General features: G+C 67.4%; 12 protein-coding genes and 1 pseudogene. 7 read left to right on the top strand and 6 right to left on the bottom strand.

The features are described 5' to 3' along the window. The first annotated feature begins 85 nt into the window (after window positions 1–85). On the top strand, window positions 86–544 hold the full coding sequence (locus ACZ5KP_RS02070) for a cupredoxin domain-containing protein (RefSeq protein WP_460919403.1): 459 nt from the start codon (window positions 86–88) through the stop codon (window positions 542–544). 169 nt (window positions 545–713) lie between these two features. Here ACZ5KP_RS02070 and ACZ5KP_RS02065 read toward each other — a convergent pair whose 3' ends face one another. After that, window positions 714–1,577: a 2-oxoacid:ferredoxin oxidoreductase subunit beta gene (locus tag ACZ5KP_RS02065; RefSeq protein WP_460919401.1), complete on the bottom strand. Its 864-nt coding sequence runs from the start codon at window positions 1,575–1,577 to the stop codon at window positions 714–716. Next, complete coding sequence (locus ACZ5KP_RS02060) at window positions 1,574–3,337, bottom strand: 2-oxoacid:acceptor oxidoreductase subunit alpha (protein ID WP_460919399.1); 1,764 nt, start codon at window positions 3,335–3,337, stop codon at window positions 1,574–1,576. The genes ACZ5KP_RS02065 and ACZ5KP_RS02060 overlap by 4 nt, the downstream gene beginning before the upstream one ends. A gap of 502 nt (window positions 3,338–3,839) precedes the next feature. Between ACZ5KP_RS02060 and ACZ5KP_RS02055 the strand changes: the two genes are divergently transcribed. Next, entirely contained in the window at window positions 3,840–4,472 is a 633-nt protein-coding gene (locus tag ACZ5KP_RS02055; RefSeq protein WP_460919397.1) for an FAD-dependent oxidoreductase, read from the top strand. Between the two features lie 58 nt (window positions 4,473–4,530). Here the strand turns inward: ACZ5KP_RS02055 and mce are convergent, their stop codons facing one another. Beyond that, the gene (gene mce, locus ACZ5KP_RS02050) at window positions 4,531–4,914 is read right to left on the bottom strand and encodes a methylmalonyl-CoA epimerase (protein WP_460921106.1); all 384 of its coding nucleotides are present in this window, start codon (window positions 4,912–4,914) and stop codon (window positions 4,531–4,533) included. Window positions 4,915–5,089: 175 nt separating this feature from the next. Between mce and ACZ5KP_RS02045 the strand changes: the two genes are divergently transcribed. The 5 genes from ACZ5KP_RS02045 (at window position 5,090) to ACZ5KP_RS02025 (ending at window position 10,331) form a co-directional block, all read left to right on the top strand. Continuing rightward, on the top strand, window positions 5,090–6,256 hold the full coding sequence (locus ACZ5KP_RS02045) for a thiolase family protein (protein ID WP_460919395.1): 1,167 nt from the start codon (window positions 5,090–5,092) through the stop codon (window positions 6,254–6,256). Then, window positions 6,253–6,648, top strand: a complete 396-nt coding sequence (locus ACZ5KP_RS02040; protein ID WP_460919393.1) for a nucleic acid-binding protein — start codon at window positions 6,253–6,255, stop codon at window positions 6,646–6,648. Before ACZ5KP_RS02045 ends, ACZ5KP_RS02040 begins: the two co-directional genes overlap by 4 nt. 156 nt (window positions 6,649–6,804) lie before the next feature. Then, complete coding sequence (locus ACZ5KP_RS02035) at window positions 6,805–7,944, top strand: acyl-CoA dehydrogenase family protein (RefSeq protein WP_460921104.1); 1,140 nt, start codon at window positions 6,805–6,807, stop codon at window positions 7,942–7,944. 166 nt (window positions 7,945–8,110) lie between these two features. Continuing rightward, window positions 8,111–9,712: a PAS domain S-box protein gene (locus tag ACZ5KP_RS02030; protein WP_460919391.1), complete on the top strand. Its 1,602-nt coding sequence runs from the start codon at window positions 8,111–8,113 to the stop codon at window positions 9,710–9,712. 277 nt (window positions 9,713–9,989) lie between these two features. Next, window positions 9,990–10,331, top strand: coding sequence for an ATP-binding protein (locus ACZ5KP_RS02025; RefSeq protein ID WP_464761854.1), 342 nt, complete (start codon window positions 9,990–9,992; stop codon window positions 10,329–10,331). 90 nt (window positions 10,332–10,421) lie between these two features. Here the strand turns inward: ACZ5KP_RS02025 and ACZ5KP_RS02020 are convergent, their stop codons facing one another. The 3 genes and pseudogenes from ACZ5KP_RS02020 to ACZ5KP_RS02010 all read right to left on the bottom strand — a co-directional run bounded on the left by ACZ5KP_RS02020 (window position 10,422) and on the right by ACZ5KP_RS02010 (window position 13,965). After that, the gene (locus ACZ5KP_RS02020) at window positions 10,422–11,903 is read right to left on the bottom strand and encodes a zinc ribbon domain-containing protein (RefSeq protein WP_460919387.1); all 1,482 of its coding nucleotides are present in this window, start codon (window positions 11,901–11,903) and stop codon (window positions 10,422–10,424) included. After that, a pseudogene (locus ACZ5KP_RS02015) lies at window positions 11,900–13,076 on the bottom strand (thiolase domain-containing protein). Before ACZ5KP_RS02015 ends, ACZ5KP_RS02020 begins: the two are co-directional and overlap by 4 nt. 169 nt (window positions 13,077–13,245) lie before the next feature. After that, entirely contained in the window at window positions 13,246–13,965 is a 720-nt protein-coding gene (locus ACZ5KP_RS02010) for an ABC transporter ATP-binding protein (RefSeq protein ID WP_460919385.1), read from the bottom strand. Between the last annotated feature and the right edge of the window lie 2 nt (window positions 13,966–13,967).

Below are 13,967 nucleotides of genomic sequence, written 5' to 3'. Positions count from 1 at the left end.
GCGCATTCCGCCCGACAGTTCCACACATAGCCCGGAACGGCAGTGCCAGCACGCGCCGGATGCCGCCGGGAATGACTCAGCCACTATGTCCCGAACGACGCAGACCAGACGCGAACTGCTCGGACGACTCGGCACCACGGGCGCCGCTACGCTCGGCGTCGCAGTCGCCGGCTGCATGGGCGGCGGCGACGACGGCGGAGGCGGAGACGGCAACACGATCGGCATGGATTCTCGCGAGTTCCAACCAGCCAGTCTCACCGTGGCAACGGGAACGACGGTGACCTGGGAGAACGAGAGCAACATCGGCCACACTGTCACCGCCTACGGCGACGAGATTCCCGACGGAGCGGCCTACTTCGCGTCCGGAGACTTCGAGTCCGAACAAGACGCGAGGGACGGGTACACCACGGGCGGCCTGATCGAGCGGGGCGAGTCCTTCGAGCACACGTTCGAGATCGCCGGCACGTACGAGTACTTCTGCATCCCACACGAGGGACAGGGAATGACGGGGACGATCACCGTCGAGGCGGCTTCAGAGGAGTAGGAGCCAGCGGTAGATCCAGCGAGGCGGGTAGCATCGTTCCGGTCGCGGTGCCGGCGGTTGAAGTGCGGAACGGAAGCCGTTGCGGTGCGGTGGTTAGCGCGGCTTTTTCATGAACGTTTTTGCGCCGAGCGGTCGCGCGCAGCGCGACCGCGACGGCGCAAAAAGGTTCTCAGTAGAACTCCCGAACGAGATCCATCGCGCCCTCGGGCGCGCCATCGGGGATCTCGGCCATGTTCTCGTCGACGCCGTGGAGCTCGTTGAACGGAACTGAGTCCTCGTCCTGGTAGATGATGCCCATGTGCTCGGTCTCGCCGTCCATGATGACCTCCTTGGCCTGCTGTTCGTCGGTCGGGTCGTGGTCGGTCTCACCGAGGTCGACGAGCGAGTCGCGGAAGTAGTCGTACGTGTCGACGTCGTTGAACGTGACACACGGCGAGAACACGTTGACGAAGCCGAAGCCGTCGTGTTCGATGGCCTCCTGAACGATCTCGGTGTGTCGCTGTGCGTCCGAGGAGAAGGACTGTGCGATGAACGTCGCGCCCGCGGCGTGGGCGAGCGCGAGGGGGTTGACCGGGGGCTGCTTCGGTCCCTCGGGCGAGGTCGACGTCTCGAAGTCCTCGCGGGAGGTCGGTGACGCCTGGCCCTTCGTCAGGCCGTAGATCCGGTTGTCCATGACGACGTAGGTCATGTCGACGTTCCGGCGTACGGCGTGGACGAAGTGGCCCGCGCCGATGGAGTAGCCGTCGCCGTCGCCGCCGGCGACCATGACCTCGAGGTCGGGGTTGGCGATCTTGACGCCGCTCCCGACGGGCAACGCCCGGCCGTGGACGCCGTGGAGCGCGTAGCTGTGCATGTACGTCCCAATCTTGCCCGAACAGCCGATGCCGGCGACGACGAACGTGTTGTCGGGGTCGTTCCCGGTGTTCGCCAGCGCCTTCATCATGCCGTTCATCGTCCCGAAGTCGCCGCAGCCGGGACACCAGGTGGGCTGCTTGTCGGATTTGAAGTCGGTGAATCGAACGTCGGAGCTCATGCTGTCACCTCGTCGGTCTCGGCGGAACCATCGGTCGCGTCGCGGATCGCCGCCGCCAGCTCGTCGGCGTCGAACCGAACGCCGTCGAACTTCGTGACGCGCTGGACGCGCTCGAGCACGTCGTGCTCGATCAGGTCGGCGAACTGCCCCTCGGCGTTACACTCGACCACGATGGTGCGCCCGGCTGCCTCGATCTCCTCGCTGAGGTCCGGCCGCGGGAAGATGTAGGGGACGGACAGGAAGCGGACGCCGATGCCCTCGTCCTCCAGCGCATCCATCGCTTCCACGATGGCGCCCTCGTTCGAGCCCCAGGAGATGACCAGCGTATCCGCGTTGGCGTCGCCGAACTCGCGGTAGGACCAGTCCTCCTCTCGCTTCGCGGTCTCGACCTTCCGCTGGCGCTTCTCGACCTGGTCGATGCGCTCGTCGGTGTCCTCGGTTCGGCGACCGAGCTCGTCGTGTTCGAGGCCGGTGGACATGTGCGCGCCGCCGTCGGTCCCGGGGAGCGCTCGCGGGCTGACGCCGTCGGCGGCGTCGTAGTGGGGCTGGAAGCGTTCCTGCTCGTCGAGATATTCGTCGATGGAGTCCTCGTCGACGATCTTGCCGCGGTCGATCTCGACCTCGTCCATGTCGAACTCCTCGGGGGCGAACGTCTGCTCGGTGACCGCCATCGCGAGGTCGGAGACGAGGTAGACCGGCGTCTGGTACTGCTCGGCGAGGTTGAACGCCTCGATCGTCTTGTGGAAACACTCCGAGATCGTCGTCGGCGCGACGACGAACCGCGGGATTTCGCCGTGACCGCCGTACAGCAGCATGTTGAGGTCGCCCTGCTCCTGCTTCGTCGGCATCCCCGTCGAGGGGCCTGCTCGCATGACGTCGCAGATGACGAGTGGCGTCTCAGACGTCGCCACGAGACCGAACGTCTCGGTCATCAGGTCGATCCCGGGGCCGGACGTCGCGGTCATGGACCGGGCACCCGCGCGCGCCGCGCCCAGCGCCATGTTGATCGCGGAGAGCTCGTCCTCGGCCTGGACGACGTGGCCGCCGAACTGGTCGATCCGTCCGGTGAGATACTCCATCACGTCCGTCGCGGGCGTGATCGGGTAGCCGGCGTAAAACCGACAGCCTGCAGCGATGGCGCCCATGCCGATCGCCTCGTCGCCGTTCAGCAGGACGTAGTCCGAGTCGGTCGTCTCGAGAGAGTAGTCGAACCCGTCGTACTCCTCTTCGACGTAGTCCGCGCCCTTCCGGGCGGCCGTCTTGTTGTTCTCGACGATCTTCTCGCCCTTGCCGCCGAAGCGCTTCTCGAGGGCCTCGTCGAGCTTTTCGACGGGAAAGTCCACGATCGAGCAGACGGCCCCCAGCGCGACGACGTTGCGCATGATCGCGCCGCCGGCGTCCTCCGCGAGGGATTTGAGCGGCACGTCGACGCCCGTGATTTCGTCGGGGATCTCGGCTTCCCATGATCGCTCGCCGTCGTAGACCACGACGCTTCCGTCGTGGAGTTCGTCCAGGTTCTCGTCGATCGTCCGCTGTGTCAGTGCGACGAGCACGTCCAGCCGGTTCACCACGCTCTGGACTCGCTCCGTCGAGGAGCGGATCTTGTAGGCGGTGTAGCCGCCGCGGATCCGCGACGCGAAGTCCTTGGAGGTGAACACGTGCCGGCCGGCCCGCGACTGCGCCTGGGCGAAGATCTTCCCGGTGGAGTCGATGCCATCGCCGGCCTCGCCACCGATTGCCCAGTTCAGGTCCTCGGCCATTTGTGAGCGGGCGTAGCTATCGCCGGGAGAAAAGACTTCTGAACGTGGAGTGTGCAGACACAGCGTCGTCGAGAGTTACAGTTCTCGGGCGGCTGCTCGTAGTATTTGCCCCAATCGGTAGCAACGGGTTCGGCACACGGCCACTCCACCGCCGATTCGGCGGACGACCGTCCCCTTCGCTGGACTCCCCGGAGAGCCCGATTCCCGGCAGATCTGTCCGTCTTCGATCGCGCGCTGACGCTCGCCGGGGCAGCTCTGCTGCTCCTGTTCGGTCGTTCGTCCAGTTCTCGACCATCTAGTATCGCCCGTCTGGTCGGATCTCGCCAGTCTCGTTTCGGCACGCCCCCGCCGATTCCACCCGCCAGTCTCGCCAGTCGGCTGGTCCGTTTTCGATCGTCGGTCCTCGTCGTCGCTCCTCATCGGTCCCCGTCGTTGCCATCCTCGTCGCTTCTCGGAGCGGGCGAAGCCAACCCTCAAGAGTCCGCTGGGACTACCGTTCTTCATGGACGCGACGCAGGTAACGGTACGCGACGTGGCCGACGTCGGAGCGGATACGATCGCCATCACGCTCGCCACGCCATCGAAGTTCGACGCCGATCCTGGCGAGTTCGTCCTCGTCCGCGCGACGGTCGACGGCGAGGAGCTCGCCCGCCACTACACGCTCTCCTCGCCGACGGTCGGAGACACGTTCGAGATCACCGTCGGAATCGATCCCGACGGCGACCTGACGCCGTGGCTCTCCGACCTGGAGGCCGGCGACGCGATCACGATCGAGGGGCCCTTCGGCAACGTGACGTACGAGGGCGAGGGCGACGTCGTCGTGCTCGCTGGCGGTCCGGGCGTCGGCCCCGCCGTCGGGATCGCAGAGCGTGCCCACGGCGCTGGTCACGACGCCTCGCTCGTCTACCTCGACGAGACGCCCGCCCACGAGGCCCGTCTCTCCGCGCTCTCGGAGGGCGGGGCGTCCGTCGCGATCACGAGCGACGACGCAGCCTTCGTATCGGCGGTCGCCGACGTCGCGACGGCCGGGCAGGTCTACGTGTTCGGCTTCGAATCGTTCTGCGAGCTGTCGCTCGACGCGCTCGAGGACGCCGGCGTCGATTCCGACGACGCACTCGTCGAGAGCTTCGGGTAACCCTGCGGATCGCCCTGGAACGCCTGCGGTACGGACACCTCGACGGGCCGGAGGCGCTTCACTCCGAGACGAACTCGACGAGCACGCCAGCGGTATCGCTGGGATGGAGGAAAGCGACGTCGTGGCCCGCGGCGCCGGGCCGTGGCTCCTCGTCGATCGGCTCGATGCCGAGGGAGCGCGCGCGGTCGATGGCTCCGCGCAGGTCGTCCGTCGCGAAGGCGAGGTGGTGGATCCCCGGGCCGTCGTGGTCGAGGTACCGCGAAATCGGTCCGTCGTCGGTCGGTTCCAGCACCTCGAGTAGCCCACCGTCGGCGTCGAGAAAGACGACGTTGAGGTCGTCGAGGGACTCCTCGTGGACGATCTCCGTCTCGAGGAGATCGGCGAACAGCGCCGCCGTCGCAGCACCGTCCTCCGTGGCGATCCCCGCGTGGTGGAACTCCATGGGCGCACTGTGGCCCGCCGGTACCGAGTGGGTTTCGGTGATCGTTTCGATCAACAGCGCGACGATCGAGGCCATTCAGTCCGCCTCGACCTGATCGACGCGGTCACGGACATACCGAAACGCACCCGAGATGAATGCGGGTGAATATAAGGTGGATCCCGCCGACCCCTCGCGCATGGACGAACCGGTAGCCGTCATCGGCGCGTCGATGACGCAGTTCGGCGAGCGCGACGCCTGGATCCAGGAACTGCTCGCACAGGCGGGCGCGGAGTGTCTGGAGGACGCTGGCGTCGCGCCGAGCGAGGTAGAGCACGTCTACGCGGCGAACATGTCCAGCGGCGAGTTCGAGGGACAGGGCGGCGTGATGAACGCCCTCGCGCACGACCTCGACCTTATGCCAGCTTACAGTCAGCGGGTCGACCAGACCTCTTCCTCCGGCGGTGCGGGGATCTACGCCGCGTGGCAGTCCGTCGCTTCCGGCGCCAGCGAGATGACGCTGCTCGTCGGCGGCGAGAAGATGACCCACCGGACGACGGGCGAGGCGACGGACGTGATCGCCTCGATCACGCATCCGGCGGAGTACAAACACGGCGTCACGCTCCCCTCGTTCGCGGGCATGACTGCCCGGCACTACCTCGAGAAGTACGACGCACCCCGGGAGAGCCTCGCGAAGGTCGCGGTCAAGAACCACAAGAACGGCGTGGATAACCCGCACGCCCAGTTCCGGAAGGAGGTCGACCTCGAGACGGTGCTCGAGTCGCCGATCGTCGCCGACCCGCTCCGCCTCTACGACTTCTGCCCGATCACCGACGGCTCCGCGGCGCTCGTGCTCTGTCCGGAGTCCGTCGCGCAGGAGTACACCGACGAGTACGCGATCGTCTCCGGGATCGCCGGCGCGACGGACACCCACGTCGTCCACGAACGTGAGGACCCGACGACGATGGGTGGCGTCGTCGACAGCAGCGACGAGGCCTACGAGATGGCGGGGATCGGTCCGGACGACGTCGACGTCGCCGAACTCCACGACATGTTCACGATCCTCGAGTTCCTCCAGATGGAGGGCCTCGGATTCGCCGAGCCCGGGGAGGCCTGGGAGCACGTCGAGGACGGCCGCACCGAACGGGACGGCGAACTCCCGATCAACACCTCCGGCGGCCTCAAGTCCAAGGGCCATCCGCTGGGCGCCAGCGGCGTCGCGCAGGGCGTGGAGATCTACGAGCAGGTTATCGGCGAGGCCGGTCCCCGGCAGGTCGACGCCGACGTCGGGCTGGCCTGCAACGTCGGCGGCTTCGGGAACTGCGTGATTACGACGATCCTCGAGTCCGGAGGTGAGGCGGCATGAGCGACGACGCTCCCGGTCTGCTGGCCACCCGCTACGAGAGCGGCGCGATCACCTATCCCGGCCACCCGATCGGCCCGGAGGGAACCGAGCCCGTGGAGGAGGTCGACCTCTCGGAGTACACCGCGGAGGTCGTCACATGGACGACGAGCACCGCGACCCCGCCGGGCGTTCGCCAGCCGAACCACCTCGCGATCGTCGAGTTCGCGGTGCCCGACCCCGATGGCGACGGCGTGCAGACGGTCCGCGCGCTCGGCCAGCTGACGACCGACGACGTGGTCTCCGGCGACGAGGTCCGACCCGTCTACGCGGAAGAACTCCGCGAGCCAGGCGTCGGCATCAAGGACGAAGACAGCGCCCAGGACTGGGACGGCTACCGGTTCGAGCCGATCTGAACCGCTCGGTCACGCCCACTGTTTCTGCTACTGGATCGCACGTCGGGAGACTTACGACCCGGACTCGCCTGGAGCGACGCGGGGACCTCCCCGGACGATCCGGATATACCTTTCTTCGCACGAAGATACTTTGTAATGGGAGACAACCACACGCACATGTCGTTCGCCCTTTCCGACGAGCACGAAGCGATCCGCGCCGCCGTCCGCGAGTTCGGCGAGAACGAGATCGAGCCGGTCGCCGCGGAGCACGACCAGAACAAGGAGTACCCGGAGGAGATCCGGCGCAAGGCGGCGGAGTACGACTTCGTCGGCGCGAGCATTCCGACGGAGTACGGCGGTGCCGGCATGGACAAGCTGTCCTCGATCATCGTCACCGAGGAGCTCTGGCGTGCGGATCCGGGCATCGGGTCCGCCGTCGGGAGTGCCTCCTTCGGGACGAACATGATCGTCCGCTTCGGCGACGAGTGGATGAAGGAGGAGTGGCTGCCGAAAATCGCCAGCGGCGAGACGGCCTCGGCGTCGGCGATCTCCGAACCAGCGCACGGCTCCGACGTCGCCGGCATGGAGACGACCGCCGAGAAGGACGGCGACGAGTTCGTCATCGACGGCAACAAGACGTGGATCACGAACGGCACTGTCGCCGACGTCGCCGTGATCATGGCGAAGACGACCCCCGGCGCGGGCCACAAGGGGATCACTGCCTTCCTCGTGCCGACGGATATCGAGGGGTTCACCGCGGAGAAGATCGACAACAAGCTCGGGATTCGAGCCTCTGACCTCGGTGAGCTCTTCCTCGACGACGTCCGCGTCCCCGAAGAGAACGTCATCGGCGAGGTCGACCGTGGTTTCTACCAGCTCATGGAGTTCTTCGCCGTCGGGCGTACTGGCGTCGCGGCCCAGGCGGTCGGCTGCGCGCAGGGCGCGCTCGACGCGGCGATGGAGTACGCGGACGAGCGCGAGCAGTTCGGGCAGAAAATCAGGGAGTTCCAGGCGATCGAACACAAGATCGCGGACATGGCGACGAAGGTCGAGGCCGCGCGATCGCTCACCTACCGGGCAGCCAGCCAGATCGAGCAAGGCAACCAGGACGTCGCCGCGAAGTACTCCAGCATGGCGAAGCTCTTCGCCAGCGAGATCTCCGTCGAGGTCGCCGACGAGGGCGTCCAGGTCCACGGCGGTGCCGGCTTCGTCACGGACTTCCCAGCCGAGCGCTACTACCGCGACGCCCGGATCACGAAGATCTACGAGGGGACTTCCGAGATCCAGAAGAACATCATCTCGGATCAGCTCTTCTGAGCGAGCCGTCGTCGTGGTCGGGATTCCCTCGCGCCGCATCCGAATTTCACCTCGCAGACTGTGGCACTCTCGCTGCCGATTTCGAGGGCCGAGTCCTGCCGAGTCGGTCGCCAGTACGCTCTGACAGCCGGAAGGATTACCCGGGTGGACCGGGGTTTTCTACAGCATGTCTCGGGCAGTTCGGGTCCTCCACGTCGACGAGGAGGAGCCGCTGCTCGACCGGACCGCGAGGGCGCTCGAGCGCGAGCACGATCGGTTCGACGTCGTCTCCGAAACCAGTCCTCGGGACGCGCTGGACCGCATCGAGGACGAAGCGTTCGACTGCGTCGTCAGCGGCTATCAGTTGCCTGAACTCGACGGGCTGGCGTTCCTCGAACGAGTCCGAGAGTCCCATCCCGACCTGCCGTTCGTCCTCTTTACGGGCCAGGGCTCCGAGGAAATCGCGAGCGACGCGATCACCCTGGGCGCGACGGACTATCTGCGGAAGCAGCCCGAAACTGACCAGTACCAGTCGCTGGCCGACCGGATCGAGCGCGCCGTAGCGAGCAACCGTGCACGGCGGGAGCTGTCCAGATACGAGGCCCTCGTGGAGACCGTCGGCGATCCGATGTTCGTCCTCGAGGAAGACGGCGTGGTCTCGACCGCGAACGGTGCGATGGCCGGAATGCTCGGTACCGGTGACGTGGCGTCGGTCGAGGGCACCCACGCCAGCGAGTTTCTCGCAGACGGAGATTACGAGCGCGGGACCGAGATCATCGTCGAGCTGTTGGGTGATCCCGACCGCGACAGTGCCACCTACGAGGTGACCGTCCAGACGGCGGCGGGAGCGGACGTCCTCGCTGAGATCAACGTCGCTCCGCTGTGCACCGAGACCGGGGAGTACCAGGCGACCGTCGGCGTGGTCCGTGACATCTCGGAGCGGAAGCGACGCGAACGGCGGCTCCTCGAACGGAAGGAGGAGCTGGAACGCTACGAGGCGATCGTCAAGGCGTTCCCGGACGAAGTGATCACGCTCGACACGGACGGCAAGTTCACGGCGCTCGAGGCGCCAACCGGCCAGGAGCGCACGAACTCGGGCTACTACCCCGAGGAGCTCCTCGGCGAACCGGTGTCCACCGTGCTCGACGAGGACGACCTCGCGACCGGCGAAGAGCGCATCACGGAGCTACTCCAGTCGGCCGACCGCGAGACGGCATCCTTCGAGATGGACGTCGTCACGAAGAACGGGGATCGGCTCCCCCACGAGAACCACCTCGCGCTGTTGCAGGACTCCGAAGACGGCTCGATCCGCGGCACGGTCGGCGTCCTCCGGGACATCTCCCACCGGAAGCAACGCGAGAAGGAGCTCGAACGCCAGAACGAGCGCCTCGAGGAGTTCGCGCACATCGCGTCCCACGACCTGCGGAACCCGCTCAACGTCGCGTCCGGGCGGCTGGAGCTCGCCAGGGAGGACTGCGACAGCGAACACCTCGACGCCATCGACTCTGCGCTGGCGCGGATGGAGACGCTCATCGAAGACACCCTCGCGATGGCGCCAGGGCGAGCCCGTCACCGATCCCGAGCCGATCGAGCTCGCGACGGTTGCCACCCAGTGCTGGGAGGCGGTCGCGTGCAACGAGTCTCGACTCGACGTCACCGGCGACGCGACGATCGAGGCAGACCCCGATCGGTTCCGCCAGGTCCTCGAGAACCTCTTTCGAAACGCCGTCGAACACGGTTCGACGACCCCCCGTTCGCCGGTGCCTCACGAGGACGCAGTCGAGCATAGCTCGACGAGTCGTCGCTCACCAGCAACTCGCGACGACGCCGTCGAACACGGTTCGACGAGCCCTCGTTCGCCGGTGCCTCACGAGGACGCAGTCGAGCATAGCTCGACGAGTCGTCGCTCACCAGCAACTCGCGACGACGCCGTCGAACACGGTTCGACGAGCCCTCGTTCGCCGGTGCCTCACGAGGACGCAGTCGAGCATAGCTCGACGAGTCGTCGCTCACCAGCAACTCGCGACGACGCCGTCGAACACGGTTCGACGAGCCCTCGTTCGCCGGTGCCTCACGAGGACGCCGTCGAGCACGGCTCGACGGGCAGTCGTTCGCCAGAATCTCACGACGCCACAGACGGGCACGACAGCGACGGCGTCACCGTTCGGATCGGTCCCACAGGTGACGGCGGGCTCTTCGTCGAGGACGACGGTGCCGGCATCTCCGAGGAAGTGCGCGAGGACCTGTTCACGCCGGGATTCACGACGGCCGAGGACGGTACCGGATTCGGCCTGGCGATCGTCCAGCAGATCGTCGAGGCACACGGTTGGGAGATCCGGGCGATGGAGAGCGAGGCTGGCGGTGCGCGATTCGAGATCACCGGGGCGACGATCGGTACGGACAGCTAACGCCGGCACCCCCGCGCCACCTCGTCGGTCCTGTCTCGGGATCGGGATCCCCGCCCGTTTCGAGCCCCTCGTCCCAATCGAGCTTCCTCGTCAGTCCTGCAGTGGCTGGAACTTCACGCCGTACCGCGTCACGCCCTCCTGCGTGTAGATTCGCCGGATCGTCGCTTCGACGCGGTCCTCGATTTCCACGGACTCGTCACCGACGGTGACGACCTGGGCAGGCGTGGAGACGGCATCGGTCCGATCGTCGTCGGCTCCGTCAGGCCCGTCGAGCGCGACGACGGCGCTGACGTAGGATCCGCTCCGGGCCTGCTGCTCGACGAACTCCGGCGGCGCACCGCCCTGTCCGATCTCGGTCGCAGCCTCGACGGTCCCCGTGCCGGGGAGGCGGACCTCGTCGTACTCGTCGAGCGTGCCGCAGTCCGTGCAGGCTCCGGTGGGCGGGAAGACGAGTTCGCCACAGTTCCGACAGCGTCCCGCGACGAGTCGATGGCGCTGTGGAATCGTGCGTTTCCAGCTCGGAACGCTGACGTAGGCGCCGCCGCCCGCGGGCTCGCCGGACGTGAGCTCGCCGCGGATTCGGAGGTACGCGGAATACGAGAGCGACTCTTCGGCTGCCAGTGACGTCTCGACCGGAACGTCGGCCGCGTCGATACTGAGCGCGATCGCACCGCCGCCGGAGCCGTACCCGATCACTCCGATGTCGTCGTAACCGTCCGCGCGAGCACTCGCGAACCCCAGCAGCGGACTGGCGGTGCCGGTGTCTCCGAGGTCGTGGACGGTCGTTCCCGCACGGATGGCGTCGGTCTCGACGCCGAGTGGGCCAGCGGCACGGTAGGGGAGTTTTCCGTCGGGCGACTGGAGGGCGACGGTGTCGGCGCTCCCGAGATCGTCCTCGAGTCGACCGGCAGCTGTCTCGACGGTCTCGCGGAATGCCTGCCGGTCGTACCCGGTGACGCCGAGGCCGGTCGTCTCTGCGGAGCCGGCAGGCCGGAATCGGGTGCCGGGGAACGGACTGACCTGTTCGGCCCGATCGAGCACGGTCCCTGGGCCGCCAGGCCCCACCACGATCGCCGCCGAGCCCGCTCCGGCGGCGTGTTCGATCGCGTCGTCGGGTGCTCCTCGGGGCGCGTCGCTGGCGACGACGAGATAGGGCGCCTCGGAAGTCCCATCCCCTGTCTCTTCGCCGCCGGCAGTCCTGCCCTCGTCCGTCGAATCCAGGGCTGCGACGAGCGCTGCCACTCCGGCGCGCGTGCTTCCGGTTAACTGCCGCGTCTCGATGTCGTCGCCGAGTCCGAGCGTGCTCGCGAGCCGTGGAGTGAGCGCCTCCTCTTCGACGGACGGGGTCGTCGTCGCGAGATACAGTCCAGCGATTTCACTCCCGTCGCGCTCGGCTGCTGTGAGCGCGAGCGCCCCTGCCTCGTGGGCCATCGTCAGCGCGTCCTCGTCGGCGTCGGGGACAGCGGTCCGTTCGACCCCGGCGGCCTGGAACTGTCCGAGGGCTGCCTCGACGGCGTCTGCGTCGACGCGATAGGCCGGGGCGTAGGCGCCGACGCCTTCGATCCCCGTCATCGAACCACCCCTTCCTGTTCGAAGACGTGGACGACCGCTGCGCCGCCGCTTCCACCGACGTTGTGAGTCAGCCCGAGCCCGGGGATCGTCGAGCTGGCGCTCGCCGGCAGCGTCGGTCAGCTGGTCGAAGACCTCGACGACCTGTCCGGTCCCGGTTGCGCCGATCGGGTGGCCCTTGGACTTGAGCCCGCCGGAGGTGTTGACGGGGAGATCGCTGTCGGGATCGGTGACGCCCGCTCGGAGCAGCTCGGCGGCCTCGCCGCGTTCACAGAACCCGAGATCCTCGTACGCCAGCAGCTCCGCGATGGCGAAGCAGTCGTGGACTTCGGCGAAATCGAGCGCCTCGGCCGTGACGTCCGCTCGCCGGTACGCAGTCTCGGCGGCACTCGCGCTCGCCGGGATCGAGGTGTAGCTGTCGCGGTCGGCCAGCCCCACACTATCGCTCGCTGCGCCGACGCCGGCGATCCGCACACGCTCGTCGGTGTACTCGTCGACGACCTCCTCGCTGGCGAGCAGTGCGACCGCCGCGCCATCCGAGGTCGGACAGCAGTGATAGAGGTTGAGCGGCGCGGCCACCTCCGGGGCGTCGACGGCGTCCTCGAGCGAGCACGCGAAATCGAGGTGCGCTTTCGGGTTGTTCGCGCCGTTGGCGTGGTTCTTCACTGCCACCCGCGAGAGGTCCTCCGTCGTCGCGTCGTAGGCGTCGAGATACGCGTCCGCCATCTGGGCGTAGACGCCGGAGAACGTCGTGCCGGTCAGGCGCTCCCACTCCGTCTCGCCGCTGACGCCGAGCCAGTAGTTCGTCACGTCGTCGGAGAGGTCGGTCATCACCTCGAAGCCGCCCGCGAGGACGACGTCGGCGAACCCGCTCCGGATCGCCTGCACGCCCTGCCGGACGGCGGAGCCGCCGGCTGCGCAGGCGTTCTCGATCCGGGAACAGGGGACGCCGTGCAGCCCGACGTGCTCGGTCACGGCCGGTCCCGGGAGTCCCAACTGTCGCCCGCCGACGCCGAGGTTCCCGACGACCGCCTCGTCGACGTCCTCGGCGTCGACGCCGTGGTCGACCGACGCCCGTGCTGCCTCGTAGGCCTCCGCGAACAGGTCCCGGTAGCTCCGGTCCGGGAACGCACCGAACGGCGTCTGTCCCGCGCCGACGACGTAGACGTCGCGCATGTCCCTGGCGTCGTCGCGGCGGAGTATATAGATTCGGCCGGGTGACTGGTGATGACGGGACGGACTGTGAGGATACGCGGCCGGTCCGCGGACGCCGCGTGTCGGCCCCGGGTTCGCCGATCGCCGATCGACCAGCGTGGCGACGCGCCAGTTGAACCGCCGATCCCGCTCAGTGGATGCCGATGTACGCGTCGCGGACGTACTCGTTGTCCCGGAACTCGGCGGACGATCCTTCGAGTTCGATCTCTCCGTTCTCGATCAGGGAGAGCCGATCGGCGTGCCGGAGCGCGAACGTCGAGTTCTGCTCGGCGAGCAGGATCGTCAGCCCCTCGTCCTGGAGCCGTTCGATGCTGTCGCTGATGTCGTCGACGATCACCGGCGCGAGCCCGAGCGTCGGCTCGTCGAGCATGAGCAGCTCCGGATCGCCCATGAGCGCGCGTCCGATCGCCAGCATCTGCTGTTCGCCCCCGCTCATGGTCTCTGCCTCCTGCTCGCGACGCTCCTCGAGCCGCGGGAACAGGTCGTAGACCATCTCGAGGTCGTCCTCGACGTTCTCCTGGTCGTCGCGTGCCTGCGCTCCCATCTGCAGATTCTCGTGGACGCTGAAGTACGGGAAGAGGTCGCGGTCCTCGGTGCAGTAGATCAGGCCTTCGCCGACGGCGGCCTGTGTCCCGAGCGCGGCCACGTCTTTGCCGTCGAACGTGATGGTCCCGTCGTAGGCTTTGAACCCGGCGATCGCGTCCAGCAGCGTCGTCTTGCCCGCACCGTTCGGGCCAATCAGTCCCACGATCTCGCCACGGTCGACGGACAGGGAGACGTCGGATAGCGCCTGGGTCTTGCCGTAGAAGACGTCGACGTCCTCGACGGCGAGGAGGGGATCGTCTGCCATCG

Source organism: Salinarchaeum chitinilyticum (assembly GCF_055390775.1).
The sequence above is the reverse complement of the archived record's forward strand: the minus strand, read 5'-3'. Positions and strand labels throughout refer to the sequence as shown.

What these genes read in the sequence shown, in the direction of transcription:
- ACZ5KP_RS02070 (WP_460919403.1), top strand. Translation starts at nt 86, where the DNA reads ATGTCCCGAACGACGCAGACCAGACGCGAACTGCTCGGACGACTCGGC.
- ACZ5KP_RS02065 (WP_460919401.1), bottom strand. Translation starts at nt 1,577, where the DNA reads ATGAGCTCCGACGTTCGATTCACCGACTTCAAATCCGACAAGCAGCCC.
- ACZ5KP_RS02060 (WP_460919399.1), bottom strand. Translation starts at nt 3,337, where the DNA reads ATGGCCGAGGACCTGAACTGGGCAATCGGTGGCGAGGCCGGCGATGGC.
- ACZ5KP_RS02055 (WP_460919397.1), top strand. Translation starts at nt 3,840, where the DNA reads ATGGACGCGACGCAGGTAACGGTACGCGACGTGGCCGACGTCGGAGCG.
- mce (WP_460921106.1), bottom strand. Translation starts at nt 4,914, where the DNA reads ATGGAGTTCCACCACGCGGGGATCGCCACGGAGGACGGTGCTGCGACG.
- ACZ5KP_RS02045 (WP_460919395.1), top strand. Translation starts at nt 5,090, where the DNA reads ATGGACGAACCGGTAGCCGTCATCGGCGCGTCGATGACGCAGTTCGGC.
- ACZ5KP_RS02040 (WP_460919393.1), top strand. Translation starts at nt 6,253, where the DNA reads ATGAGCGACGACGCTCCCGGTCTGCTGGCCACCCGCTACGAGAGCGGC.
- ACZ5KP_RS02035 (WP_460921104.1), top strand. Translation starts at nt 6,805, where the DNA reads ATGTCGTTCGCCCTTTCCGACGAGCACGAAGCGATCCGCGCCGCCGTC.
- ACZ5KP_RS02030 (WP_460919391.1), top strand. Translation starts at nt 8,111, where the DNA reads ATGTCTCGGGCAGTTCGGGTCCTCCACGTCGACGAGGAGGAGCCGCTG.
- ACZ5KP_RS02020 (WP_460919387.1), bottom strand. Translation starts at nt 11,903, where the DNA reads ATGACGGGGATCGAAGGCGTCGGCGCCTACGCCCCGGCCTATCGCGTC.
- ACZ5KP_RS02010 (WP_460919385.1), bottom strand. Translation starts at nt 13,965, where the DNA reads ATGGCAGACGATCCCCTCCTCGCCGTCGAGGACGTCGACGTCTTCTAC.